The 25,253-nt window shown below is 57.0% G+C and carries 18 protein-coding genes, 4 tRNA genes and 2 rRNA genes; 23 read left to right on the top strand and 1 reads right to left on the bottom strand.

What is annotated here, in order from left to right:
* Nucleotides 1-64: 64 nt before the first annotated feature.
* From O5O48_RS06745 to O5O48_RS06770, 6 genes are all read left to right on the top strand, one after another.
* Nucleotides 65-2,953, top strand: a 23S ribosomal RNA gene (locus tag O5O48_RS06745).
* Between the two features lie 138 nt (nucleotides 2,954-3,091).
* Nucleotides 3,092-3,207, top strand: a 5S ribosomal RNA gene (gene rrf / locus O5O48_RS06750).
* Nucleotides 3,208-3,530: 323 nt separating this feature from the next.
* Complete coding sequence (cysP, locus tag O5O48_RS06755) at nucleotides 3,531-4,484, top strand: thiosulfate ABC transporter substrate-binding protein CysP (RefSeq protein WP_269688677.1); 954 nt, start codon at nucleotides 3,531-3,533, stop codon at nucleotides 4,482-4,484.
* A gap of 9 nt (nucleotides 4,485-4,493) precedes the next feature.
* Nucleotides 4,494-5,357, top strand: a complete 864-nt coding sequence (gene cysT / locus O5O48_RS06760) for a sulfate/thiosulfate ABC transporter permease CysT (protein WP_228247477.1) — start codon at nucleotides 4,494-4,496, stop codon at nucleotides 5,355-5,357.
* A gap of 9 nt (nucleotides 5,358-5,366) precedes the next feature.
* A complete protein-coding gene (gene cysW / locus O5O48_RS06765) occupies nucleotides 5,367-6,230 on the top strand; it encodes a sulfate/thiosulfate ABC transporter permease CysW (RefSeq protein ID WP_228247478.1) in 864 nt (287 codons plus the stop codon).
* The gene (locus O5O48_RS06770; protein ID WP_269688490.1) at nucleotides 6,230-7,321 is read left to right on the top strand and encodes a sulfate/molybdate ABC transporter ATP-binding protein; all 1,092 of its coding nucleotides are present in this window, start codon (nucleotides 6,230-6,232) and stop codon (nucleotides 7,319-7,321) included. Before cysW ends, O5O48_RS06770 begins: the two co-directional genes overlap by 1 nt.
* Here the strand turns inward: O5O48_RS06770 and O5O48_RS06775 are convergent.
* The gene (locus O5O48_RS06775) at nucleotides 7,318-8,175 is read right to left on the bottom strand and encodes a LysR substrate-binding domain-containing protein (RefSeq protein ID WP_228247480.1); all 858 of its coding nucleotides are present in this window, start codon (nucleotides 8,173-8,175) and stop codon (nucleotides 7,318-7,320) included. The genes O5O48_RS06770 and O5O48_RS06775 overlap by 4 nt on opposite strands.
* A gap of 360 nt (nucleotides 8,176-8,535) precedes the next feature.
* Between O5O48_RS06775 and birA the strand changes: the two genes are divergently transcribed.
* The 17 genes from birA (at nucleotide 8,536) to rpsL (ending at nucleotide 25,175) form a co-directional block, all read left to right on the top strand.
* Entirely contained in the window at nucleotides 8,536-9,507 is a 972-nt protein-coding gene (gene birA / locus O5O48_RS06780; RefSeq protein ID WP_228247481.1) for a bifunctional biotin--[acetyl-CoA-carboxylase] ligase/biotin operon repressor BirA, read from the top strand.
* Complete coding sequence (locus O5O48_RS06785; RefSeq protein WP_228247482.1) at nucleotides 9,497-10,246, top strand: type III pantothenate kinase; 750 nt, start codon at nucleotides 9,497-9,499, stop codon at nucleotides 10,244-10,246. Before birA ends, O5O48_RS06785 begins: the two co-directional genes overlap by 11 nt.
* Nucleotides 10,246-10,923 (top strand): SPOR domain-containing protein, encoded by a 678-nt coding sequence (locus tag O5O48_RS06790; protein ID WP_228247483.1) that lies wholly within the window; start codon nucleotides 10,246-10,248, stop codon nucleotides 10,921-10,923. Before O5O48_RS06785 ends, O5O48_RS06790 begins: the two co-directional genes overlap by 1 nt.
* A 133-nt stretch (nucleotides 10,924-11,056) precedes the next feature.
* Nucleotides 11,057-11,141 (top strand) — tRNA-Tyr (locus tag O5O48_RS06795).
* Between the two features lie 24 nt (nucleotides 11,142-11,165).
* Nucleotides 11,166-11,239: transfer RNA gene (locus tag O5O48_RS06800), tRNA-Gly, on the top strand.
* 24 nt (nucleotides 11,240-11,263) lie between these two features.
* Nucleotides 11,264-11,339: transfer RNA gene (locus O5O48_RS06805), tRNA-Thr, on the top strand.
* A gap of 85 nt (nucleotides 11,340-11,424) precedes the next feature.
* On the top strand, nucleotides 11,425-12,618 hold the full coding sequence (gene tuf / locus O5O48_RS06810) for an elongation factor Tu (RefSeq protein WP_228247484.1): 1,194 nt from the start codon (nucleotides 11,425-11,427) through the stop codon (nucleotides 12,616-12,618).
* Between the two features lie 56 nt (nucleotides 12,619-12,674).
* Nucleotides 12,675-12,750 (top strand) — tRNA-Trp (locus O5O48_RS06815).
* A gap of 38 nt (nucleotides 12,751-12,788) precedes the next feature.
* Nucleotides 12,789-13,157, top strand: a complete 369-nt coding sequence (gene secE / locus O5O48_RS06820; RefSeq protein WP_228247485.1) for a preprotein translocase subunit SecE — start codon at nucleotides 12,789-12,791, stop codon at nucleotides 13,155-13,157.
* A 9-nt stretch (nucleotides 13,158-13,166) separates the two neighbouring features.
* Entirely contained in the window at nucleotides 13,167-13,700 is a 534-nt protein-coding gene (nusG, locus tag O5O48_RS06825; protein WP_269688491.1) for a transcription termination/antitermination protein NusG, read from the top strand.
* Between the two features lie 118 nt (nucleotides 13,701-13,818).
* Nucleotides 13,819-14,250: a 50S ribosomal protein L11 gene (rplK, locus tag O5O48_RS06830; protein WP_228247486.1), complete on the top strand. Its 432-nt coding sequence runs from the start codon at nucleotides 13,819-13,821 to the stop codon at nucleotides 14,248-14,250.
* Nucleotides 14,250-14,945: a 50S ribosomal protein L1 gene (gene rplA, locus O5O48_RS06835; RefSeq protein WP_088278024.1), complete on the top strand. Its 696-nt coding sequence runs from the start codon at nucleotides 14,250-14,252 to the stop codon at nucleotides 14,943-14,945. The genes rplK and rplA overlap by 1 nt, the downstream gene beginning before the upstream one ends.
* Before the next feature lie 217 nt (nucleotides 14,946-15,162).
* Entirely contained in the window at nucleotides 15,163-15,663 is a 501-nt protein-coding gene (gene rplJ / locus O5O48_RS06840) for a 50S ribosomal protein L10 (RefSeq protein ID WP_088278026.1), read from the top strand.
* Nucleotides 15,664-15,735: 72 nt separating this feature from the next.
* Complete coding sequence (gene rplL / locus O5O48_RS06845) at nucleotides 15,736-16,107, top strand: 50S ribosomal protein L7/L12 (protein ID WP_088278028.1); 372 nt, start codon at nucleotides 15,736-15,738, stop codon at nucleotides 16,105-16,107.
* 217 nt (nucleotides 16,108-16,324) lie between these two features.
* The gene (rpoB, locus tag O5O48_RS06850; RefSeq protein ID WP_228247487.1) at nucleotides 16,325-20,395 is read left to right on the top strand and encodes a DNA-directed RNA polymerase subunit beta; all 4,071 of its coding nucleotides are present in this window, start codon (nucleotides 16,325-16,327) and stop codon (nucleotides 20,393-20,395) included.
* 64 nt (nucleotides 20,396-20,459) lie between these two features.
* Nucleotides 20,460-24,659, top strand: a complete 4,200-nt coding sequence (gene rpoC, locus O5O48_RS06855) for a DNA-directed RNA polymerase subunit beta' (protein WP_088278032.1) — start codon at nucleotides 20,460-20,462, stop codon at nucleotides 24,657-24,659.
* 144 nt (nucleotides 24,660-24,803) lie between these two features.
* Nucleotides 24,804-25,175, top strand: a complete 372-nt coding sequence (gene rpsL / locus O5O48_RS06860) for a 30S ribosomal protein S12 (RefSeq protein WP_080048726.1) — start codon at nucleotides 24,804-24,806, stop codon at nucleotides 25,173-25,175.
* The last annotated feature ends 78 nt before the right edge of the window (nucleotides 25,176-25,253 follow it).

Below are 25,253 nucleotides of genomic sequence, written 5' to 3' on the forward strand. Positions count from 1 at the left end.
TTTAAACCGATATCACTGAATAATCTGAGTTAAGTAATTAACTTAAGATTGTTTGGGGTTATATGGTCAAGTGAATAAGCGCATACGGTGGATGCCTTGGCAGTCAGAGGCGATGAAAGACGTGATAGCCTGCGATAAGCTTCGGGGAGGTGGCAAATGACCTTTGATCCGGAGATCTCTGAATGGGGAAACCCACCCAGCATAAGCTGGGTATCACACACTGAATACATAGGTGTGTGAGGCGAACCAGGGGAACTGAAACATCTAAGTACCCTGAGGAAAAGAAATCAACCGAGATTCCCCAAGTAGTGGCGAGCGAACGGGGACCAGCCCTTAAGCAGTTTTGAGTTTAGTAGAACGCTCTGGAAAGTGCGGCCATAGTGGGTGATAGCCCCGTATACGAAAGACTCTTAGCTGTGAAATCGAGTAGGTCGGCGCACGTGAAACGTTGACTGAACATGGGGGGACCATCCTCCAAGGCTAAATACTCCTGACTGACCGATAGTGAACCAGTACCGTGAGGGAAAGGCGAAAAGAACCCCTGTGAGGGGAGTGAAATAGAACCTGAAACCGTATGCGTACAAGCAGTGGGAGCAGACTTGTTCTGTGACTGCGTACCTTTTGTATAATGGGTCAGCGACTTATATTCAGTGGCGAGCTTAACCGTCTAGGGGAGGCGTAGGGAAACCGAGTCTTAATAGGGCGTTTAGTCGCTGGGTATAGACCCGAAACCGGGCGATCTATCCATGGGCAGGTTGAAGGTGCCGTAACAGGCACTGGAGGACCGAACCGACTACCGTTGAAAAGTTAGCGGATGACTTGTGGATAGGAGTGAAAGGCTAATCAAGCTCGGAGATAGCTGGTTCTCCTCGAAAGCTATTTAGGTAGCGCCTCGTGTATCACCACTGGGGGTAGAGCACTGTTTCGGCTAGGGGGTCATCCCGACTTACCAAACCGATGCAAACTCCGAATACCAGTGAGTGTCAGCACGGGAGACACACGGCGGGTGCTAACGTCCGTCGTGAAAAGGGAAACAACCCAGACCGTCAGCTAAGGTCCCAAAGTTATGGTTAAGTGGGAAACGATGTGGGAAGGCTTAGACAGCTAGGAGGTTGGCTTAGAAGCAGCCATCCTTTAAAGAAAGCGTAATAGCTCACTAGTCGAGTCGGCCTGCGCGGAAGATGTAACGGGGCTCAAACCATACACCGAAGCTACGGGTTCATCGTAAGATGAGCGGTAGAGGAGCGTTCTGTAAGCCTGTGAAGGTCAATTGAGAAGTTGGCTGGAGGTATCAGAAGTGCGAATGCTGACATGAGTAACGACAAAGGGAGTGAAAAACTCCCTCGCCGGAAGACCAAGGGTTCCTGCGCAACGTTAATCGACGCAGGGTGAGTCGACCCCTAAGGCGAGGCCGAAAGGCGTAGTCGATGGGAAACGGGTTAATATTCCCGTACTTCTAGTTACTGCGATGGAGGGACGGAGAAGGCTAGGCCAGCACGGCGTTGGTTGTCCGTGTTTAAGGTTGTAGGCTGGTGACTTAGGTAAATCCGGGTCGCTAAGGCCGAGAGCTGATGACGAGTGTTCTTTAGAACGCGAAGTGGTTGATGCCATGCTTCCAGGAAAAGCTTCTAAGCTTCAGGTAACTAGAAATCGTACCCCAAACCGACACAGGTGGTCAGGTAGAGAATACCAAGGCGCTTGAGAGAACTCGGGTGAAGGAACTAGGCAAAATGGCACCGTAACTTCGGGAGAAGGTGCGCCGATGAGGGTGAAGCATTTACTGCGTAAGCCCATGTCGGTCGAAGATACCAGGCCGCTGCAACTGTTTATTAAAAACATAGCACTCTGCAAACACGAAAGTGGACGTATAGGGTGTGACGCCTGCCCGGTGCCGGAAGGTTAATTGATGGGGTTAGCTTCGGCGAAGCTCTTGATCGAAGCCCCGGTAAACGGCGGCCGTAACTATAACGGTCCTAAGGTAGCGAAATTCCTTGTCGGGTAAGTTCCGACCTGCACGAATGGCGTAATGATGGCGGCGCTGTCTCCACCCGAGACTCAGTGAAATTGAAATCGCTGTGAAGATGCAGTGTATCCGCGGCTAGACGGAAAGACCCCGTGAACCTTTACTATAGCTTTGCACTGGACTTTGAATTTGCTTGTGTAGGATAGGTGGGAGGCTTTGAAGCGTGGACGCCAGTCTGCGTGGAGCCAACCTTGAAATACCACCCTGGCAACTTTGAGGTTCTAACTCTGGTCCGTTATCCGGATCGAGGACAGTGTATGGTGGGTAGTTTGACTGGGGCGGTCTCCTCCCAAAGAGTAACGGAGGAGTACGAAGGTGCGCTCAGCACGGTCGGAAATCGTGCGTAGAGTATAAAGGCAAAAGCGCGCTTGACTGCGAGACCAACACGTCGAGCAGGTACGAAAGTAGGTCTTAGTGATCCGGTGGTTCTGTATGGAAGGGCCATCGCTCAACGGATAAAAGGTACTCCGGGGATAACAGGCTGATACCGCCCAAGAGTTCATATCGACGGCGGTGTTTGGCACCTCGATGTCGGCTCATCACATCCTGGGGCTGAAGCCGGTCCCAAGGGTATGGCTGTTCGCCATTTAAAGTGGTACGCGAGCTGGGTTTAGAACGTCGTGAGACAGTTCGGTCCCTATCTGCCGTGGACGTTTGAGATTTGAGAGGGGCTGACCTTAGTACGAGAGGACCGGGTTGGACGAACCCCTGGTGTTCCGGTTGTGTCGCCAGACGCATTGCCGGGTAGCTACGTTCGGAAAAGATAACCGCTGAAAGCATCTAAGCGGGAAACTTGCCTCAAGATGAGATCTCACCGGGAGCTTGACTCCCCTAAAGGGCCGTCGAAGACTACGACGTTGATAGGTTGGGTGTGTAAGCGCTGTGAGGCGTTGAGCTAACCAATACTAATTGCCCGTGTGGCTTGACCATATAACACCCAAGCAATCTGGTGTTATCGAGCCAAACAGAATCAAACAACTTCGCGAACTTGCGAGATTGCAAGCACCTTAGCTTCTGTCACACATCCAAGCTTTTTAAGCTGCACGCCTAGCGGGCAGCAACAAATTGCTTGACGACTATAGAGCATTGGAACCACCTGATCCCATCCCGAACTCAGAAGTGAAACGATGCATCGCCGATGGTAGTGTGGGGCTTCCCCATGTGAGAGTAGGTCATCGTCAAGCGCCTATACCGAACACCCCGATCAGTCATGGTCGGGGTGTTCTTCTTTGCGCGCACGGAAAATTCGCCTGGGTCAGCGCTGCTGCGGGCGGCAGGATCAGGTCGATAATCCGGACGCCTGAACCCGTCAATTGCTTATGTCTTAGCGTTAGATGGAATAAGCAAATCCGTCTAAGCCGAATGTTGTTCTAAGTCTTTGCGGCTTGTAATCTTGGCGTCCTATTCAAAAAGGCGCCTTGTGCGTGTGGAGGATGCAATGTTTCAGTCACCCGGCAAACTGATCAAGCGATTGGTAGTTACTCTGGCCGTTACCGGTAGTGTGGGCATGGCAAATGCCCAGGCAGCTGACCAGGAGATTCTGAACTCCTCCTACGATATTGCCCGCGAGCTGTTTGCCTCGTATAACGAGTTGTTCACACAGCACTGGCTGGATGAAACCGGCAAAACCGTCGAGATCAAACAATCCCACGGTGGCTCTTCGAAGCAGGCACAGGCAATCATTCAGGGGCTGCGTGCGGACTTGGTTACTTACAACCAGGTTACCGACGTGGACATTCTCCACCAGCGCGGGAATCTGATTCCGGCCGACTGGCGTAAGCGGCTGCCGAACGCGTCCTCGCCTTACTACTCGACCATGGCGTTTCTGGTGCGCAAGGGTAATCCGAAAAACATCCAGAACTGGGACGACCTGGTGCGTGACGATGTCAGCTCTGTTCTGCCAAACCCGAAAACCTCGGGTAATGGTCGCTATACCTATCTTGCGGCGCTTGGTTATGCACAAAAGACGTTTGGCGACGATCAGGCTGCCATTGACGAGTTCCTGCGTGACTTTCTCGGCAACGTCGCTGTATTTGATACCGGTGGGCGCGGTGCGACCACCACCTTTATCGAGCGGGGCATCGGTGACGTGCTGCTGACGTTTGAGTCGGAAGTTAACAACATTGCTGCCCAGTATCCGCCGGGTGAGTACCAGGTCGTAGTACCTAAGGTCAGCTTCCTTGCCGAGTTTCCGGTTACTTGGATAGATCGCAACGTTGAGCGTAACGGCACGGCCGATGTTGCCAGGGAATATCTGGAATACCTGTATAGCGAAGAGGCTCAGCGCCTGATCGCCGGCTTTAATTACCGCGTCCATGACCAGGCGGTGCAAGCCGAGTTTGCTGATCGCTTCCCCGAGCTGGAGCTGCTGCCGATCGAGGAGATTGCCGGCGACTGGGAGACGGTTATGACCGTTCACTTTGGCAGTGGCGGCAAGCTGGATCAACTGCAGCGCAGGTAAACAAGCACTATGAATCGTAGTTCCAGCGGTTGGTCGCTGTTTGATGCAAAACCCGGCAAGCGAGTGCTGCCGGGTTTTGCGCTCAGTATGGGTATCTCGCTACTGTTCATCAGCCTGGTGCTGCTGCTGCCGGTGACGGGGCTGATTGCGCAGACAGCTGATATGTCCTGGTCGCAGTACTGGGCTGTCATCACAGACGAGCGTGTGGTCGCCTCCTACAAGGTCACGCTCTGGGCTGCATTCTTTGCCTCACTTTTCAACGGTGTTGTAGGGCTGTTGCTGGCCTGGGTGCTGGTGCGCTACGAGTTTCCCGGCAAGCGTATCATTGACGCGCTGATCGACCTTCCGTTTGCCCTTCCTACTGCGGTTGCCGGGATTACTCTTGCGGCACTGTTTGCCGAAAACGGTTGGTACGGCCAGATGCTTGCGCTATTGGGCATTAAGGTGGCGTTCACGCCGCTGGGTATCATTGTCGCGATGGCTTTTACCAGCTTGCCGTTTGTAGTCCGCACGGTTCAGCCGGTGCTCGAGGATCTGGCGCCTGAGGATGAAGAAGCGGCTGTGACCATGGGGGCTTCGGATCTCACGGTGTTTCGCCGTGTCGTGTTTCCCGCCCTGTGGCCGGCACTGATGACCGGTGTTGCGCTGTCGTTTACGCGCAGTCTGGGTGAGTTTGGAGCAGTGATCTTTATCGCCGGCAACATGCCGTATGTCAGTGAGATAACCAGTTTGATGATCTTTATCCGGCTGCAGGAGTTCGACTATGCAGCCGCGAGCGCGATTGCGTCCGTTGTGCTGATGGCCTCGCTGGTGCTGCTGTTTTCGATCAATATCTGGCAGGCGCGTTATCTGCGTCGGCTGCACGGCCGGTGAGAGTCCAATATGCATAAGCAGGCACGGTTGCGTATCGCCGATCAGGCATGGGTCAAGTGGTCTCTGGTGAGTCTGGCTTTGCTCGTTGTTGCGCTGGTGCTGGTGGTACCGCTGGCGATCATTTTTGTGCAGGCGTTTTCCGCCGGCGCTGAAACCTTCTGGGCCAATCTGACGGATGAATACACGCTGAGTGCGATTGGTCTGACGCTGCTTGTCGCGGCGCTTACGGTGCCGATCAATCTGGTGTTCGGTATCTTTCTGGCCTGGCTGGTTACCCGTTTCGAGTTTCCCGGCCGCAAGGCATTGATCACCCTTATCGATATTCCGTTCGCGGTATCCCCGGTGGTCGCCGGCTTGTTGTACCTGTTGCTCTACGGCAGTAACGGCTGGCTCGGTGGGTGGCTGATGGATTACGACATGCAGTTGATGTTTGCCTGGCCAGGCATCGTCATGGTCACCGTGTTCGTGACGTGTCCGTTCGTTGCGCGTGAGCTGATTCCGTTGATGCAGCAGCAGGGGCGCGAGGAGGAAGAAGCGGGTGTTGTTTTGGGAGCCAGCGGGTGGCAGCTGTTCCGGCGCGTTACCTTGCCCAACATCCAGTGGGCGCTGATTTATGGTGTTGTGCTGACCAATGCCCGGGCCGTTGGCGAATTCGGTGCGGTGTCGGTTGTCTCCGGTAACATCCGCGGCGAAACCAACACGCTGCCGTTGCACGTTGAGTTGTTGTATCAGGACTACAACGCAGTCGGGGCATTTACCAGTGCTTCGCTGCTGGCCGGTATTGCGCTGCTGACGCTGCTGGTCAAAAGCATGATCGAATGGCGTCAGGCTCGTCAGCAGGCGACGCCGGCGCTACAGACGGATTCACACTGATGAGTATTACCCTCGAGAACATCGACAAGTCATTCGGTAGCTTCCGTGCCCTGCGCGACATTTCGCTGGAGATCCCGGATGGAGAGCTGGTTGGTCTGTTGGGGCCGTCCGGCTCCGGCAAGACCACGTTGCTGCGGATTATTGCGGGGCTGGAAAGTGCCAATGCCGGACGCATTCTGTTTCACGGGCAGGATGTAACCCGTCTGCACGTGCGTGAGCGCAAGGTCGGTTTCGTCTTCCAGCACTATGCGCTGTTCCGCCACATGACCGTTGCAGACAACGTCGCCTTCGGGCTGGATGTACTGCCGCGCCGCCAGCGTCCTTCGGCAGCGGAAATACGCAAGCGCGTTGGTGAGTTGCTGGAGATGGTGCAGTTGTCTCATCTGGCGGGCCGCTATCCCTCTCAGCTATCAGGCGGACAGAAGCAGCGAATCGCCCTGGCGCGAGCGCTAGCGATGCAGCCGCAGATACTGCTGCTGGATGAGCCCTTTGGTGCGCTTGATGCGAAGGTGCGCAAGGATCTGCGCAGGTGGTTGCGAAACCTGCATGACGAATTGAACTTCACCAGTGTGTTTGTGACCCACGACCAGGAAGAGGCGCTGGAGCTGTCTGATCGTGTTGTGGTGATGAGTGCGGGCCAGATCGAGCAGGTCGATCAACCGCAGGCGCTGTATGCCCGTCCGGTCAGCCAGTTTGTATTCGACTTTCTCGGTCATGTAAATGTGCTGACGGGCGAGATAGCCGATCAGCGAATTGCTCAGCGCGATGCCTGGATACGCCTGCCCGAGGCAGTTCCTTCCGCGGCAGCTCAGCTGTACTTGCGCCCCCACGAGGTTCGCCTTCAGCTCCATCCTGTGGATCACGCGCATTTGCCGCTGCAGGTGGAGTCGATCAGTCTGGTGGGGGCTGAAGTGCGACTCGAGTTGCGGCCTTGTGGATGGGATGCGCCTCAGCTTTGGGAGGTGGGCATTACCCACGCCGAGTACAATGGCTGGCAACCGCAACGGGGTGATCGCTGCTTCGCTGTGCCGGATGTAGGCCACCTGTTCCGGCCTGATTGCGCAAGTCCGGGCACCTTCTATTGGGGTTAGTGCTGACGGAAGCCCTCGGCAATATGCTCGGCAAGACATTCGGTAACCGGTGACTGGCTGCGCGGGTTACGCAGCAGCACGATGCTTGCCATGGGCATGTCTGGTAATCCTTCTTCCTTACCGATGATGCGCATGTCAGCCGGGATAAGACTCCGTAGCTGTGCCGTGATCGCCAGCCCTGCTCCGACCACGGCCAGAATCGCCGACAGACTCGGGCTGCTGTAGGCCACGCGATAATCGCGGTTCAGGGTGTCCAGCGCATTACAGGCCCAGTTGCGGCAGAAGCAATCTGCGTTGAACATCGCCAGCGGCAGGGTGCTGCGCTCGTGCAGCATGGCGTTTTCTGCCTGCGCCCACACCACCTCTTCCTGACGCAGCAGTTGGCCGATTTCCTTGCCTGGCTCTCGAGTGACGATGGTCAGATCGAGATCCTGGCGCTGGAGTAGCTGAAACGATGGCTCGCAGTGCATCTCGACTTGCACCAGTGGAAATGCTTGCGCAAAGCGGGCCAGTACGCCCGGCAGGAAGCGCGTAACGTAATCGTCGGGTGTGCCGATGCGTACCAGGCCGACCATGTGCGGTGCGCGCAGGCTGTTCAGCGCTTCCCCCTGCAGGCGCAGGATTCGTCGTGCGTAGCCCAGCAATAGTTCGCCTTCGGCGGTAAGCAGCATCTGACGTCCGTTGCGCTGAAACAGGCTGCGCTGTACCACGTCTTCCTCTAGCCGTTTCATCTGCATGCTTACAGCAGATTGCGTGCGATTGACCTGTTCCGCTGCTCGGGTATAGCCGCCTTGATCTGCAATGGCGACGAAGGTGCGAAGCAGCTCGCTGTCGATAGTTGGGTAACTGGCCATTCATCAATCCTGAAGATGGTTTGCATAAAAAGCATTCGTTGGATTGATGCTATGCCGATCGGGACAATTTCTCCAGTGCGATCTGGAGGAATGCTTATGTGCAAGTGTGTTGGACGAGGTGGGTGTGCTGCGTTGGTGTGGCGAGCGGGAAGGCGCGCGCTTGGGCGCTGGCGACGTTGGTGCTACGAGCGCCGTCTGTTGGCGACGATGACTGAGGCAGAGATGAAGGATGTGGGTATCAGTCTCGCAGATGCTCACGAGGAGTTGCGGCGTCCATTCTGGTCGCGTCGGCCGAGAGGATAGCGACGGTCGGCCGCCAACGGTATCATGTGCCGTTCATTGCCACAGGTACAGCCAACCATGCTCAGCGAGATACTTGCATTGCTAGCCGACGGGCGCTTTCACTCCGGCGAGGCTATCGGCTCAGAGCTGGGAGTTAGTCGCGCTGCAGTCTGGAAGGCTCTCAAGCGGCTGGAGGACGATGGCTATCCGCTACAGCGCGTCCGCGGCAAGGGGTATCGGCTGCCTCCCGGTGCGAGCATGCTCAATGCCGGGAAAATACAGTCATTGCTGCCGGCAGAACTTGCAGCGCGCTGGCGGTGGTTTGTGCATGAACAGGTTGACTCAACCAACGCGCAGGCGCAGCGCGCTCTGGATCCGCAGCAGCCCCTGCCGCTTATCGTGCTGGCGGAGCAGCAGCTGGCTGGTCGCGGGCGGCGCGGACGGCAATGGGCAAGTCCGTATGCCCAGAATATCTATATCTCCCTGGCCGAGCCTGTCTCTGCTGGCGGTGCGGGGCTCGAGGGGCTCAGCCTGCTCGTCGGATTATGTCTTGTGCAGGCGCTTGAAGATGTCGGCTACCGAGGTTGCCAGCTCAAGTGGCCGAATGATGTGTTGCTTGATAATGCCAAGCTCGCCGGCATTCTTCTCGAAATCTCGGGTGACCTTACGGGCGACGCCGTTGTCGTCATTGGCGTGGGCGTCAACGTGCTACTCGACTCTGCGGCCAGTATTGATCAGGCATGGACGTCGCTTTTGCGCTCCGGGCAGCATGCGACGCTGGATCGCAATGAGTTGATTGCTGCGCTCCTTCGGCGCTTGGCTCCAGCGCTGGACGCTTTCCATCGCCAGGGCTTTGCTCCGTTCCAGCAGCAATGGATGACGCGTAACGCATGGGCGGGCAAGGCCGTAAAAGTGGTGTCCGGGAGTAATGAGCTCTATGGAGTGGATGCGGGTGTCAATGCCCGGGGCGCGCTGCTGCTGCATACCGAAAGCGGTGACGTTGAAATCAGCGGTGGTGAAGTGAGTCTGAGGTTGAACCATGCTTCTTGAGTTGGACTGCGGCAATACCCTGATCAAATGGCGGCTGCTGGATCGGGAGGGGCGCGTCCGTGACCGGGATATGGCGCCCGACCTGGTCGAGCTGCAACGGTTGCTGGGTGGTCAGGAGCGAGAAATCCACGGCTGCCGGCTGGTCAGTGTTCGTTCCGCCGAAGAGAACCAGGTCGTAATGGATCAGCTTACAAGCTGGCTGAAGCTGCATCCGGTGCTTGCGCGTAGCGCCCAGGAGTTGGCGGGTGTGCGCAATGGTTATGCGGATTTCAGCAAACTCGGAATGGATCGCTGGCTGGCACTGGTGGCCGGCTACAATCTGTGTCGCCGTGCCTGTGTCGTGATTGATCTGGGAACCGCGGTGACGGTCGATTTTGTCAACGCGGCGGGCCAGCATCTGGGGGGATACATTGCGCCGGGCAGCAAGCTGCTGAGGGGAAGCCTCAAGCGTCACACCAGACTGATCCGCTATGAGCAGTCACTGCGCGGCGATCTTGCGCTGCCGCAGCCGGGTGAAAGTACCGCCGAGGCCGTGGAGTTCGGCTGTGATCTTATGCTGGTCGGCTTCGTTCGCGAGCAGCTTCGTGTCGCGCGCCACACGCTCGGCGAAGAAATGGTGGTAATTCTGACCGGTGGGGATGCCGAGCGAATGGCCGAAGCGCTGCCGCAAAACTGCCATATCATCAACGATCTGGTTTTCGATGGGCTGGCGCTGGCTTGTCCCATGGAGATTGATTGATGCGTTCGCTGTTCCTTTTTCTGCTGCTGCTAAACATTCTGTACGCACTTTGGCAGTTGCAGAGCGGCGAACTGGTGCCTGATCGCGAGCTTGACGTGTCGGCTCTGCCGGTGCCTGATTCCCTTGTCGAGTCATCGATGATCAGCTCGCACCCTGCATCTCTCTCAGGTGCCGATACTTCGCCCGCAGCGCTGTGCATTCGTCTCGGTGTCTTTGCAGATCGTGAGGAGGCGGCGCAGTTGCTTCAGCGGCTGCTTGCGCTGGACGTAACGGCGGAGGTGGTAGCGGATGAGATTGTCAGCAGTAGCGATTACTGGCTTGTAATGTCGGTAATGGGTGGGGCTTCGGGCGCACTGGCGAAGCTGTCGTCGCTGCAGGAGCGAGGGATTGATAGCTTTGTGATAACCGAAGGCCCTCTGGCTGGCAACATCTCTCTAGGTGTATTCAGTCGGGAGGATTATGCGGCCGCCCGACAGGCTCAGTTGCAGTCAGACGGTTACGACGTGCGTATCGAGCGAGTGGAAAAATTGCGCAGCCAATACAGTGTCCAGGTGGCTCCCGAAGCGCGCAGGCTGGTAGGCTCGGAGCTGCTGCTCAAGCTGCGGGAGGACTTCCCTGCAATGCAGCATCAATATCAATCGTGCGCACCCGTTGCCAATGAGCGCAACATCCCCTAGAATTGCGCCCGCTTCACGGCTCGGCAGTCCCGGACTTCCGGCCAGTCGGTAAAAAATATCTTCAAGTAAGTGTTTTTGCTGATAAAAGTGTTGACAGAGGGTCGCCAAGTGATGAAAATGGCGCCTCTTTTACGGAGGGGTTCCCGAGCGGTCAAAGGGATCAGACTGTAAATCTGACGGCTTAGCCTTCGAAGGTTCGAATCCTTCCCCCTCCACCAGATTTCGCGTAGTCAGGCTACTTGGCGGGTATAGTTCAATGGTAGAACCTCAGCCTTCCAAGCTGATGGTGCGGGTTCGATTCCCGCTACCCGCTCCAGTCTGACGATGTAATGGTTTGTAAGCTCATGTAGCTCAGTTGGTAGAGCACACCCTTGGTAAGGGTGAGGTCAGCGGTTCAAATCCGCTCATGAGCTCCAATATCAAGGCAGATATGCGAATATCTGCCTTTTATTTAATGGTCGCGTGACACGCGCATTGCTCTCACGAATAGGGGATCTCTCGATGGCTAAAGAGAAGTTCGAACGTAGCAAACCGCACCTGAACGTAGGCACCATCGGTCACGTTGACCATGGCAAGACTACCCTGACTGCAGCTCTGACCCGCGTTTGTGCAGAGTCCTACGGCGGCGCTGCCCGTGCGTTCGACCAGATCGACAACGCGCCGGAAGAGAAGGCTCGCGGTATCACCATCAACACCTCGCACGTAGAGTACGATTCTCCGACTCGTCACTACGCGCACGTTGACTGCCCTGGCCACGCCGACTATGTGAAGAACATGATCACCGGTGCTGCTCAGATGGATGGCGCGATCCTGGTTTGTTCCGCAGCTGACGGCCCGATGCCGCAGACTCGCGAGCACATCCTGCTGTCCCGTCAGGTAGGCGTTCCCTACATTGTCGTGTTCCTGAACAAGGCCGACATGGTTGACGACGAAGAGCTGCTGGAGCTGGTCGAGATGGAAGTTCGCGACCTGCTGAGCGCGTACGACTTCCCGGGCGACGACACTCCGATCATCATCGGTTCTGCTCTGATGGCGCTGGAAGGCAAAGACGACAACGAAATCGGTACTACTGCCGTTCGCAAGCTGGTTGAGACTCTGGATGCCTACATTCCTGAGCCTGAGCGTGCGATCGACAAGCCGTTCCTGATGCCGATCGAAGATGTGTTCTCCATTTCCGGTCGCGGTACCGTAGTAACCGGTCGTGTTGAGCGCGGTATCGTCAAGGTTGGTGAAGAAGTCGAAATCGTTGGTATCAAGGCGACTACCAAGACCACCTGTACCGGCGTTGAAATGTTCCGCAAGCTGCTGGACGAAGGCCGTGCTGGTGAGAACGTTGGTGTTCTGCTGCGTGGTACCAAGCGTGAAGACGTTGAGCGTGGTCAGGTTCTGGCCAAGCCGGGCACCATCACTCCGCACACTCGCTTCGAAGCTGAAGTGTACGTGCTGGGTAAAGATGAAGGCGGTCGTCACACTCCGTTCTTCAAGGGCTACCGTCCGCAGTTCTACTTCCGTACTACTGACGTGACCGGTTCCTGCGAACTGCCGGAAGGCGTTGAAATGGTAATGCCGGGCGACAACGTCAAGCTGGACGTTACCCTGATCGCTCCGATCGCAATGGAAGACGGTCTGCGCTTCGCGATTCGCGAAGGTGGCCGTACCGTTGGCGCCGGTGTAGTAGCCAAGATCATCGAGTAATATTGGTTGATCTTGAACTGTCGGGCCGGTAGTATTGCCGGCTCGACTGCGATTACAGGCCAGTAGCTCAATTGGCAGAGCGGCGGTCTCCAAAACCGCAGGTTGGGGGTTCGATTCCCTCCTGGCCTGCCAGATTAAAATCTGGCTTCCAAAACAGGACTTGAAGATTCATGAGTGCTAAGGCAGAGCTTAACGATAGCCGCTTCGATGTGATCAAGTGGGTTGTTGTGGCTTTAATTGTCTCCGTCGGTGTTTTTGGGGATTCCTACTTCTCTGCCGAGCCTGTTTTGTACCGCGCGATCGCGCTTGTTGTTCTTGCTCTGGTCGCGGGCTTCGTTGCACTGCAGACAAGCAAGGGCAAGGCGTTCTGGTCGCTGCTCAAAGAAGCGCGTATCGAAATACGCAAGGTCGTTTGGCCTACTCGGCAAGAAACCACACAAACAACCATGATCGTTGTTGCGGTGGTTCTGGTTATGGCCCTGATCCTCTGGGGGCTTGATAGCTTGCTGGGTTGGATCGTCTCTCAGTTCATTGGTTAAAGGTGCTCCGTGTCTAAGCGTTGGTACGTAGTGCATGCCTATTCGGGCTTCGAAAAGCATGTAATGCGCTCTCTCCAGGAGCGTGTCAGGCTGGCCGGAATGGAAGACCAATTCGGCGAGATTCTGGTTCCCACCGAAGAAGTGGTGGAAATGCGCAACGGTCAGAAGCGCAAGAGTGAGCGCAAGTTCTTCCCGGGGTATGTGCTTGTTCAAATGGAAATGAACGAGGGAACATGGCACCTGGTCAAGGATACTGCGCGAGTTCTCGGTTTTATTGGTGGTACCGCCGACAAGCCGGCGCCGATCACTGATAAGGAAGCCGAAGCCATTCTTCGTCGCGTTGCAGATGGCACCGACAAGCCGAAGCCGAAGACGCTGTTTGAGCCCGGTGAGGTTGTTCGTGTTACCGACGGTCCCTTTGCTGACTTCAATGGGGTTGTTGAAGAAGTTAACTATGAGAAGAGCCGTGTTCAGGTGGCTGTTCTTATTTTTGGTCGCCCCACGCCAGTGGAGCTAGAGTTCGGCCAGGTCGAAAAAGGCTGATCTCTCCTGATTTCCTGAGCCCTGCAGCGCCTAGCGCGTTGCGGGGCTTTGTTGTCGGTATCAGGGGCTGTTTTTAAACGGGAAGCCGCAAGGCGCTATTACCCTTCGGAGAAAGACAATGGCAAAGAAGATTCAGGCTTATATCAAGCTGCAAGTCAAGGCCGGTCAGGCCAACCCGAGTCCGCCGGTTGGTCCGGCTCTGGGTCAGCACGGCGTAAATATCATGGAATTCTGCAAGGCGTTCAACGCCAAGACTCAGGGCATGGAACCTGGTCTGCCGACTCCGGTGATCATTACTGTTTACAGTGACCGTAGCTTTACTTTTGAAACCAAGAGCACCCCTGCAGCCGTTCTGCTGAAAAAAGCAGCTGGTCTGAAGAGCGGTTCTCCGCGTCCGAACAGCCAGAAAGTGGGTACCGTCACCCGTGCTCAGCTGGAAGAGATAGTCAAGGCCAAAGAGGCTGATCTGACCGCTGCTGATCTGGAAGCTGCCCTGCGCACCATCGCTGGTTCCGCGCGCAGCATGGGCCTTAACGTGGAGGGTGTGTAATGGCTAAGCTGTCCAAGCGTCAAAAGGCAATTGCCGAAAAGGTACAGGCTAACAAGGCTTACACCTTCGAAGAAGCTGCAGCCGTTCTGGCTGACGTATCCAACGTCAAGTTTGTAGAGTCGTTCGACGTTGCTGTAAATCTGGGCGTTGATCCGCGTAAATCCGACCAGGTCGTACGTGGCGCAACCCTGCTGCCAAACGGTACTGGCAAGACTGTGCGCGTTGCTGTGTTCACCCAGGGTGCCAACGCTGAAGCAGCTCTGGCTGCCGGCGCTGACAAAGTCGGTATGGACGATCTGGCCGCCGAAATGAAGGCTGGCGATCTGAACTACGACGTTGTTATCGCCTCTCCGGATGCAATGCGCGTTGTTGGTCAGCTGGGTCAGGTTCTGGGTCCGCGCGGCCTGATGCCGAACCCGAAGGTTGGTACCGTTGCTGCAGACGTCGCCACTGCCGTGAAGAACGCCAAGGCTGGTCAGGTTCGTTATCGCACCGACAAGAACGGCATCATTCACTGCTCCGTAGGCAAGGTAGGCTTTGACGCCACCGCACTGAAGGAGAACGTCGAGGCGCTGCTGGCTGACCTGAAAAAGGCCAAGCCGTCCACCTCCAAAGGCGTATATATCAAGCGCGTAACCCTGAGCACCACCATGGGTCCGGGCGTACAGATCGATCAGGCTTCCCTGAACATCTGATGTTGTTGGAGTGCGCCGTATGCACGGTGCGCTCTTCTTTGATTGGGGTCCCTGCATGGCGGGGGCTGTCCAAGACCGTAGGCGGCGCAAGCCTTAAACCCCGGGAGTGATCCCTCAGGCCTACGCAGATGGTGCTCCCGATTCAGTGCAGGCTGGATCAGACACCAAAACACGCTGCCCGCAAGGGCGGTTAATGGTAAATCCAGGAGTAAAACCCGTGGCAATTAAGCTCGAAGACAAAAAAGCCATCGTCGCTGAAGTCAACGAAGCTGCCAAAGGTGCGCTGTCTGCCGTTGTGGCTGATGCCCGCGGTGTGACCGTTGCTGCTATGACTGGTCTGCGCAAGGAAGCACGCGAAGCCGGCGTTTACGTACGTGTTGTACGTAACACCCTGCTGCGTCGTGCGATCGAAGGTACTCAGTACGAGTGCCTGAATGAAACTTTCGTAGGCCCGACTCTGATTGCCTTCTCCAACGAACACCCGGGCGCTGCCGCTCGTCTGTTCAAGGAGTTCGCGAAGAATCAGGATAAGTTCGAGATCAAAGCAGCTGCGTTCGAAGGCAACTTCCTTGCAGCAGGTGAAATCGACAAGCTGGCTTCTCTGCCGACTTACGACGAAGCAATCGCACAGCTGATGAGCGTTATTCAAGGCGCCACCAGCAAGTTCGTTCGTACTCTGGCTGCAGTCCGCGATCAGAAGGAAGCCGAAGCTGCCTGATCGGCGCCTTCAGTTTCCCTTTAACGCTTTTTTTCGACGGCTCCGCCGTCCCCAATACAGGAATTTAGAGTCATGGCTCTGACCAACGAAGATATCATCAACGCCGTATCCGAAATGTCCGTAATGCAGGTTGTTGAACTGATCGCCGCTATGGAAGAAAAGTTCGGCGTTTCTGCTGCTGCTGCTGTTGTAGCCGGTCCGGCTGCTGGTGGCGCTGCTGCTGCTGAAGAACAGACCGAGTTTGACGTTGTTCTGACCGAAGCCGGTGAGAAGAAAGTTAACGTCATCAAGGCTGTTCGTGAACTGACCGGCCTGGGCCTGAAAGAAGCCAAGGCACTGGTTGACGGCGCTCCGGGCACCATCAAGGAAGGCGCTTCCAAAGAAGAAGCCGAAGCTGCCAAGAAGGCGCTGGAAGAAGCAGGCGCCAAGGTCGAGCTCAAGTAAGCTCGCCCGACCTTGCGTCGACAATCTGGTTCTATCCAATCAGATTGATGGCTGGTGGCCTGTGTGCCACCGGCCTTTTTCCGTTGTATCACGCCAAACTGGCGTACAACGCCCGCACTCCGAGGGAGTGAGCAAGACGAAGGGCTTGCACGCATTTTCAGGTTTTCCCGCGAAGCGGGGAGGCCAATCAAGCAGGTGACCAAGCTGGGGAACGCTGATGGCTTACTCATATACTGAGAAAAAACGTATCCGCAAGGACTTTGGCAAACTGCCGCATGTGATGGATGTGCCCTACCTGTTGGCCATTCAGCTGGACTCCTATCGGGAGTTTCTCCAGACTGACGCCGGCCAGGGCCAGATCCGTGATATCGGTCTGCACGCGGCCTTCAAATCTGTTTTCCCCATTATCAGCTATTCCGGTAATGCGGCCCTCGAATACGTCGGTTACCGCCTTGGCGAGCCGGCCTTCGACGTCAAGGAATGTGTGTTGCGCGGGGTTACCTTCGCGGTACCGCTGCGCGTCAAAGTGCGCCTGATCATCTTTGATCGCGAGTCGTCCAACAAGGCGATCAAGGACATCAAGGAGCAGGAAGTCTACATGGGGGAAATCCCCCTGATGACCGAGAACGGTACCTTCGTCATCAATGGTACCGAGCGTGTCATCGTTTCCCAGCTGCACCGCAGCCCGGGTGTGTTCTTCGACCACGATCGTGGCAAGACGCACAGTTCCGGCAAGCTGCTGTACTCGGCTCGCGTGATTCCTTACCGCGGCTCCTGGCTGGACTTCGAGTTTGACCCGAAAGACTGTGTCTTTGTTCGTATCGACCGTCGCCGCAAGCTGCCGGCGAGCGTTCTGTTGCGCGCACTGGGCTACCAGACAGAAGAAATTCTGGACATGTTCTACGACACCAACGTGTTCCAGGTTCAGGGTGAAAACCTGATGCTCGAACTGGTGCCCCAGCGTCTGCGTGGTGAGATTGCTACCTTTGACATCAAGGACAGCAAGGGCAAGGTCATCGTCGAAAAAGGTCGACGTATTACCGCGCGCCACATCAATCAGCTCGAGAAAGCTGGTATCACCAGCCTGGAAGTGCCGTTCGACTATCTGATTGGTCGTACCATCGCCAAGCCTGTGGTGCACCCGGCTACCGGCGAAATCCTGGTTGAGTGCAACACCGAGATTACCGCTGACCTGGTACTCAAGCTGGCCAAGGCGCAGGTTGCCCGTCTGGAAACCCTGTACACCAACGAGATCGACTGTGGTCCGTTTGTGTCCGACACCCTGCGTATCGACAACACCAGTACCCAGCTGGAAGCTCTGGTCGAAATCTATCGCATGATGCGCCCCGGCGAGCCGCCGACCAAAGACGCGGCTGAGACCCTGTTTGCGAACCTGTTCTTCAGCAGTGAGCGCTACGACCTGTCTGCTGTTGGCCGTATGAAATTCAACCGCCGTATCGGTCGCGAAGAGATCGAAGGCGCTGGCGTTCTCAGCAAGGAAGACATCGTCGAGGTGCTGAAGACTCTGGTTGACATCCGTAACGGCAAAGGCGTCGTTGACGATATCGATCACCTGGGTAACCGCCGTATTCGCTCGGTTGGTGAAATGGCAGAGAACCAGTTCCGCGTTGGCCTTGTGCGTGTTGAGCGTGCGGTCAAGGAACGTCTGTCCATGGCCGAAAGCGAAGGCTTGATGCCCCAGGACCTGATCAACGCCAAGCCGGTCGCTGCCGCAGTCAAGGAGTTCTTCGGTTCCAGCCAGCTGTCCCAGTTTATGGACCAGAACAACCCGCTGTCCGAGATTACCCACAAGCGTCGTGTATCGGCTCTTGGCCCGGGCGGTCTGACCCGTGAGCGTGCAGGCTTCGAAGTCCGTGACGTACACCCGACCCACTACGGTCGTGTATGCCCGATCGAAACCCCTGAAGGTCCGAACATCGGTCTGATCAACTCGCTGGCAACTTACGCGCGCACCAACCAGTACGGCTTCCTTGAAAGCCCGTACCGTCGTGTGAAAGACGCGGTCGTTACTGACGAGATCGTATTCCTGTCTGCCATCGAAGAAGCGGACCACGTGATCGCTCAGGCGAGCGCAAAGGTCGAGGGCGGCAAGCTGGTTGACGACCTGGTAGCGGTTCGTCACATGAACGAATTTACCGTTAAGGCGCCGGAAGACGTCACCCTGATGGACGTTTCGCCGCGTCAGGTTGTGTCCGTGGCTGCCTCGCTGATTCCGTTCCTCGAGCACGACGACGCCAACCGCGCACTCATGGGCTCGAACATGCAGCGTCAGGCGGTTCCGACCCTGCGTGCCGAGAAGCCGCTGGTCGGTACCGGTATGGAGCGCAACGTTGCTCGCGACTCCGGTGTTTGCGTTACCGCGCGCCGCGGTGGTGTGATCGATTCGGTCGACGCCAGCCGTATCGTTGTCCGCGTCAACGACGACGAAGTTGAAGCCGGCGAAGCGGGTGTCGACATCTATGTCATGACCAAGTACACCCGTTCCAACCAGAACACCTGCATCAACCAGCGTCCGCTGGTGAAGAAAGGTGACAAGGTTGCACGCAAGGATATCCTTGCTGACGGTTCCTCCGTCGACATGGGTGAACTGGCGCTGGGTCAGAACATGCGCGTCGCGTTCATGCCCTGGAACGGTTACAACTTCGAGGACTCCATCCTGGTGTCCGAGCGCGTTGTACAGGAAGACCGCTTTACCACTATCCACATTCAGGAACTGACCTGTGTGTCCCGTGACACCAAGCTTGGGCCTGAGGAGATCACCTCCGACATCCCGAACGTGGGTGAGGCGGCACTCGGCAAGCTGGACGAGGCGGGTATCGTCTACGTTGGCGCTGAAGTGGGCCCGGGCGACATTCTGGTTGGCAAGGTGACGCCGAAGGGCGAGACCCAGCTGACCCCGGAAGAAAAGCTGCTGCGTGCGATCTTCGGTGAAAAAGCCTCTGACGTGAAAGACACTTCCCTGCGCGTGCCGACCGGCACCAAGGGCACCGTCATTGACGTTCAGGTGTTCACCCGTGACGGCGTAGAGCGCGACAGCCGTGCACTGGCTATCGAGAAGGAGCAGCTCGACGAGATCCGCAAGGACCTGCAGGAAGAGTTCCGTATCGTTGAAACCGCGACCTTCGAGCGCCTTGCTGCCGCACTGGACGGTCAGATCGTCGAGGGTGGTGCCGGCCTGAAAAAAGGTACTGCACTGAACGCCGAGATCCTTGCTGGTATCGAGCGTGGTCAGTGGTTCAAGCTGCGAATGAGCGAAGACGCGCTGAACGAGCAGCTGGAGCTGGCTCAGGCCTATCTGGTTGACCGTCGCAAGTTGCTCGACGAGAAGTTTGAAGACAAGAAGCGCAAGCTCCAGCAGGGCGATGACCTGGCACCTGGCGTACTCAAGATCGTCAAGGTTTACCTGGCAATCAAGCGTCGCATCCAGCCGGGTGACAAGATGGCTGGCCGTCACGGTAACAAGGGTGTTATCTCGGTCATCATGCCGATCGAAGATATGCCGCACGACGAGAACGGTACACCGGTCGACATCGTACTGAACCCGCTGGGTGTTCCGTCGCGTATGAACGTCGGTCAGATCCTCGAAACCCACCTGGGCCTGGCCGCCAAGGGGCTGGGTGAGAAGATCAACCGCATGCTCGAAGAGCAGCGCAAGATTGCTGATCTGCGCAAGTTCCTCGATGAGGTCTACAACAAGGTAGGCGGTCGTCAGGAGAATCTGGACGAGCTGAGCGATCAGGAAATCATCGAGCTGGCGAACAACCTGCGCGGTGGTGTGCCGATGGCAACGGCCGTATTTGATGGCGCCGCGGAGAGCGAGATCAAGCACATGCTGCGTCTCGCCGATCTGCCGGACAGCGGTCAGATGCGTCTGTGGGATGGCCGTACCGGTAATGCATTCGACCGTCCGGTGACCGTTGGTTACATGTACATGCTCAAGCTCAACCACCTGGTTGATGACAAGATGCATGCACGTTCCACCGGTTCCTACAGTCTGGTAACCCAGCAGCCGCTGGGTGGTAAGGCGCAGTTTGGTGGTCAGCGTTTCGGGGAGATGGAGGTCTGGGCTCTGGAAGCATACGGCGCTGCCTACACCCTGCAGGAAATGCTGACAGTGAAATCGGACGACGTGAACGGCCGTACCAAGATGTACAAGAACATCGTGGACGGAGACCATCGCATGGAGGCCGGCATGCCCGAGTCCTTCAACGTTCTGGTCAAGGAAATCCGTTCGCTCGGTATCGATATCGAACTGGAATCCGAATAATCACCAACTGCCCACGTCTCGGGCGGCGAGCGCCGCCCTTGAGACACTGCGAGGAGTATAGGCCTTGAAAGACTTATTGAACCTGCTCAAGTCCCAGGGACAGATTGAAGAGTTCGATTCCATCCGAATCGGCTTGGCATCCCCGGAGATGATCCGGTCCTGGTCCTACGGCGAAGTTAAAAAGCCGGAAACCATCAACTACCGTACCTTCAAGCCGGAGCGTGACGGCCTGTTCTGCGCCAAGATCTTTGGCCCGGTGAAGGACTACGAGTGCCTGTGCGGCAAGTACAAGCGCCTCAAGCACCGTGGCGTCATCTGCGAGAAGTGCGGCGTCGAAGTTGCACTGGCCAAGGTGCGTCGCGAGCGCATGGGTCACATTGAGCTGGCTTCGCCGGTTGCCCATATCTGGTTCCTGAAATCGCTGCCGTCCCGTATCGGCCTGCTGCTGGACATGACCCTGCGTGATATAGAGCGCGTGCTTTATTTCGAGAGCTACGTTGTCATCGAGCCGGGCATGACTACCCTGGAAAAGGGTCAGTTGCTGAACGATGAGCAGTATTTCGAAGCACTGGAAGAGTTCGGTGACGACTTTGACGCCCGTATGGGTGCCGAGGCTGTTTACGAGCTGCTCAGCTCCATGGATCTGGCTCACGAGATCGGCAAGCTGCGTGAAGAAATTCCGCAGACTACGTCCGAGACCAAGATCAAGAAGCTGTCCAAGCGTCTGAAGCTGATGGAAGCATTCGACGGCTCCGGCAACAAGCCGGAGTGGATGGTTATGACCGTTCTGCCGGTACTGCCGCCGGACCTGCGTCCGCTGGTTCCGCTGGACGGTGGTCGCTTTGCAACCTCCGACCTGAACGACCTGTATCGCCGCGTCATCAACCGTAACAACCGTCTGAAGCGCCTGCTTGATCTGGCTGCGCCGGATATCATCGTGCGCAACGAGAAGCGCATGCTGCAAGAGTCGGTTGATGCGCTGCTGGACAACGGTCGTCGCGGCCGTGCCATCACCGGCACCAACAAGCGTCCGCTCAAGTCCCTGGCCGATATGATCAAGGGTAAGCAGGGTCGTTTCCGTCAGAACCTGCTCGGTAAGCGCGTGGACTACTCCGGTCGTTCGGTGATCGTGGTTGGTCCGACTCTGCGTCTGCATCAGTGCGGTCTGCCCAAGAAGATGGCTCTGGAGCTGTTCAAGCCCTTCATCTTCGGCAAGCTGGAGCACCGTGGTCTGGCGACCACTATCAAAGCGGCCAAGAAGATGGTTGAGCGCGAGCTGCCGGAAGTCTGGGATATCCTGGCTGAAGTCATTCGCGAACACCCGGTTCTGCTGAACCGTGCACCGACTCTGCACCGTCTGGGTATCCAGGCATTCGAGCCGGTTCTGATCGAAGGTAAGGCTATCCAGCTGCACCCGCTGGTCTGTGCGGCCTACAACGCCGACTTCGACGGTGACCAAATGGCCGTGCACGTTCCGCTGACCCTCGAGGCCCAGTTGGAAGCGCGTGCGCTGATGATGTCCACTAACAACATCCTGTCGCCGGCGTCGGGCGAGCCGATCATCGTGCCGTCCCAGGACGTGGTACTGGGTCTGTACTACATGACCCGTACCCGCATCAACGCCAAGGGCGAAGGCATGGCGTTCGCCAACGTCAACGAAGTCGAGATGGCGTACCGCAGCGGTCAGGTTGAGCTGCACGCGATGGTCAAGGTGCGTATCACCGAAACCGTCAAGCACAAGGACGAAAGCTGGACCACCGAGACTCGCATTGTCGACACCACTGTCGGCCGCGCGTTGCTGTTCCAGGTTCTGCCCAAAGGTCTGCCGTACGAAATGGTCGATCAGCCGCTGAAGAAGAAGGCGATTTCCAAGCTGATCAACCAGTGCTATCGCGTGGTGGGTCTGAAGGAAACCGTTATCTTCGCCGACCAGCTGATGTACACCGGCTTCGCCTACTCCACTATCTCTGGTGCGTCCATCGGCGTGAATGACTTCGTCATTCCTGACGAGAAGGCGCGCATCATTGACGAGGCGACCGAAGAAGTTAAGGAAATCGAAGACCAGTACGCTTCCGGTCTGGTAACCCAGGGCGAGAAGTACAACAAGGTCATCGACTTGTGGTCCAAGGCCAACGACGAAATCTCCAAGGCCATGATGGACAACCTCAAGACCACGCGCGTACTTGATCGCGAGGGCAAAGAGGTTGATCAGGAGTCCTTCAACTCCATGTACATGATGGCTGACTCCGGTGCGCGGGGTTCTGCTGCCCAGATTCGTCAGCTGGCCGGTATGCGTGGTCTGATGGCCAAGCCGGACGGCTCCATCATCGAAACGCCAATCACCGCGAACTTCCGTGAAGGTCTGAACGTACTGCAGTACTTCATCTCGACCCACGGTGCTCGTAAGGGTCTGGCCGATACCGCACTGAAAACGGCGAACTCCGGTTACCTGACCCGTCGTCTGGTCGACGTGGCGCAGGATCTGGTTATCACCGAGACCGACTGCGGCACCGACAAGGGTCTGCTGATGTCGCCGCACATTGAAGGTGGCGATATCGTAGAGCCGCTGGGTGAGCGCGTGCTGGGTCGAGTTGTTGCCCGTGACGTCCTCAAGCCGGGCAGTGACGAGACCATCGTGGCCGCTGGCACGCTGATCGATGAGCAGTGGGTTGAGTTCCTCGAGAAGAACAGTGTCGACGAGGTCATCGTTCGTTCGCCGATCACCTGCGACACCCACTACGGTGTGTGCGCGACCTGTTACGGTCGTGATCTGGCGCGTGGCCACCTGATCAACATCGGTGAGGCCGTAGGTGTTATCGCAGCCCAGTCGATCGGTGAGCCGGGTACTCAGCTGACCATGCGTACGTTCCACATCGGTGGTGCGGCAAGCCGGACCTCGGCTGCTGACAGCGTTCAGGTCAAGAACGGTGGTACCGTCCGCCTGCACAACCTGAAGCATGTTGAACGTGCCGACGGTGCCCTGGTTGCGGTTTCCCGTTCCGGCGAGCTGGCTATCGCAGACGAATACGGCCGTGAGCGTGAGCGTTACAAGCTGCCTTACGGTGCGGTTATCTCGGTCAAGGAAGGTGACAAGGTCGACGCTGGCGCAATCGTTGCCAAGTGGGACCCGCACACCCACCCGATCGTTACCGAGATCAGCGGTACCGTTGCGTTCTTCGGTATGGATGAAGGCATCACCATCAAGCGTACCGCTGACGAGCTGACCGGTCTGACCAACATTGAGGTCATGGACCCGAAAGATCGCCCGGCTGCCGGCAAGGACATCCGTCCTGCGGTGAAGCTGGTAGACGAGAACGGCAAAGAGTTGCTGCTGCCAGGTACCGATGTGCCGGCTCAGTACTTCCTGCCGGCCAACGCGCTGGTCAACCTGTCCGATGGCGCCAAGGTGAACGTGGGTGACGTTGTTGCACGTATCCCGCAGGAAACCTCGAAGACCCGCGACATCACCGGTGGTCTGCCGCGTGTTGCCGACCTGTTCGAAGCGCGTCGTCCGAAGGAGCCGTCCATTCTGGCGGAGATCAGCGGCACCATTTCGTTCGGTAAGGAAACCAAGGGCAAGCGTCGCCTGGTGATTACGCCGAACGACGGCAGCGACCCGTACGAGGAGCTGATTCCGAAGTGGCGTCACCTGAACGTGTTCGAGGGTGAGCAGGTTACCAAGGGTGAAGTTATCTCCGACGGTCCGAGCAACCCGCACGATATCCTGCGTCTGCTGGGTGTCAGTGCGCTGGCCAAGTACATCGTCAACGAGATTCAGGACGTTTACCGTCTGCAGGGCGTAAAGATCAACGACAAGCACATCGAAGTGACCATTCGTCAGATGCTGCGCAAGGTCGAGATCACCGAGTCCGGCGACTCCAGCTTCATCAAGGGCGATCAGGTCGAGCTGACCCAGGTGCTGGAAGAGAACGCAGAACTGGTGGCGCAGGACAAGTTCCCGGCCAAGTACGACCGCGTGCTGCTGGGTATCACCAAGGCCTCGCTGTCGACCGAATCGTTCATCTCGGCGGCTTCTTTCCAGGAAACCACGCGGGTTCTGACCGAGGCTGCCGTTACCGGCAAGCGCGATCACCTGCGCGGCCTGAAAGAGAACGTCGTTGTAGGTCGTCTGATTCCGGCCGGTACCGGTCTGGCCTATCACGCCGAGCGCAAGCGTCAGCGTATGGCCGACAAGCCGGTCAAGGTCAGCGCGAGCGAAGTCGAGCAGGCGCTGTCTGACGCACTGAACTCGAGCGAAGGTTAAAGGAAGGCCCGCTCCCTCCGGGAGTGGGCGCCTTGACGACAGGGGGCGGGGTCTATAGAATTCCGTACCCCTAAAATTGGCGGGGCACTATGTCCTGCCATTTTTTATTAACTATGTCTTACCGACATCAGTGGAGTTTGCTAGATGGCAACAATCAACCAGCTGGTTCGCAAGCCGCGTAAGCGCGTTGCTGAAAAGAGCGACGTACCGGCCCTGCAGAACTGCCCGCAGCGTCGTGGTGTGTGCACTCGCGTGTATACCACTACGCCGAAGAAGCCGAACTCGGCTCTGCGTAAAGTCTGCCGTGTTCGTCTGACCAACGGCTACGAAGTTTCTTCCTACATCGGTGGTGAAGGTCACAACCTGCAAGAGCACAGCGTCGTTCTGATTCGCGGCGGCCGTGTAAAAGACTTGCCGGGTGTGCGTTACCACACTGTTCGCGGTTCTCTCGACACCTCTGGTGTTAAAGACCGTAAGCAGGGTCGTTCGAAGTACGGCGCCAAGCGTCCCAAGTAATTCTATTTCATTTATCAGAGTCGATAAGAGTAAGGTCGGACGTAACCAGGTCGTTACAGTTCCGGGCTAACCTGAAGA

The sequence above is a fragment of the Halopseudomonas sp. MFKK-1 genome (assembly GCF_027474385.1).
Taxonomy (GTDB): domain Bacteria; phylum Pseudomonadota; class Gammaproteobacteria; order Pseudomonadales; family Pseudomonadaceae; genus Halopseudomonas; species Halopseudomonas aestusnigri.

Excerpts from the sequence above, each read along its gene's own strand:
- cysP (WP_269688677.1), top strand. The coding sequence starts at position 3,531 with ATGGCAAATGCCCAGGCAGCTGACCAGGAGATTCTGAACTCCTCCTAC.
- cysT (WP_228247477.1), top strand. The coding sequence starts at position 4,494 with ATGAATCGTAGTTCCAGCGGTTGGTCGCTGTTTGATGCAAAACCCGGC.
- cysW (WP_228247478.1), top strand. The coding sequence starts at position 5,367 with ATGCATAAGCAGGCACGGTTGCGTATCGCCGATCAGGCATGGGTCAAG.
- O5O48_RS06770 (WP_269688490.1), top strand. The coding sequence starts at position 6,230 with ATGAGTATTACCCTCGAGAACATCGACAAGTCATTCGGTAGCTTCCGT.
- O5O48_RS06775 (WP_228247480.1), bottom strand. The coding sequence starts at position 8,175 with ATGGCCAGTTACCCAACTATCGACAGCGAGCTGCTTCGCACCTTCGTC.
- birA (WP_228247481.1), top strand. The coding sequence starts at position 8,536 with ATGCTCAGCGAGATACTTGCATTGCTAGCCGACGGGCGCTTTCACTCC.
- O5O48_RS06785 (WP_228247482.1), top strand. The coding sequence starts at position 9,497 with ATGCTTCTTGAGTTGGACTGCGGCAATACCCTGATCAAATGGCGGCTG.
- O5O48_RS06790 (WP_228247483.1), top strand. The coding sequence starts at position 10,246 with ATGCGTTCGCTGTTCCTTTTTCTGCTGCTGCTAAACATTCTGTACGCA.
- tuf (WP_228247484.1), top strand. The coding sequence starts at position 11,425 with ATGGCTAAAGAGAAGTTCGAACGTAGCAAACCGCACCTGAACGTAGGC.
- secE (WP_228247485.1), top strand. The coding sequence starts at position 12,789 with ATGAGTGCTAAGGCAGAGCTTAACGATAGCCGCTTCGATGTGATCAAG.
- rplK (WP_228247486.1), top strand. The coding sequence starts at position 13,819 with ATGGCAAAGAAGATTCAGGCTTATATCAAGCTGCAAGTCAAGGCCGGT.
- rplA (WP_088278024.1), top strand. The coding sequence starts at position 14,250 with ATGGCTAAGCTGTCCAAGCGTCAAAAGGCAATTGCCGAAAAGGTACAG.
- rplL (WP_088278028.1), top strand. The coding sequence starts at position 15,736 with ATGGCTCTGACCAACGAAGATATCATCAACGCCGTATCCGAAATGTCC.
- rpoB (WP_228247487.1), top strand. The coding sequence starts at position 16,325 with ATGGCTTACTCATATACTGAGAAAAAACGTATCCGCAAGGACTTTGGC.
- rpsL (WP_080048726.1), top strand. The coding sequence starts at position 24,804 with ATGGCAACAATCAACCAGCTGGTTCGCAAGCCGCGTAAGCGCGTTGCT.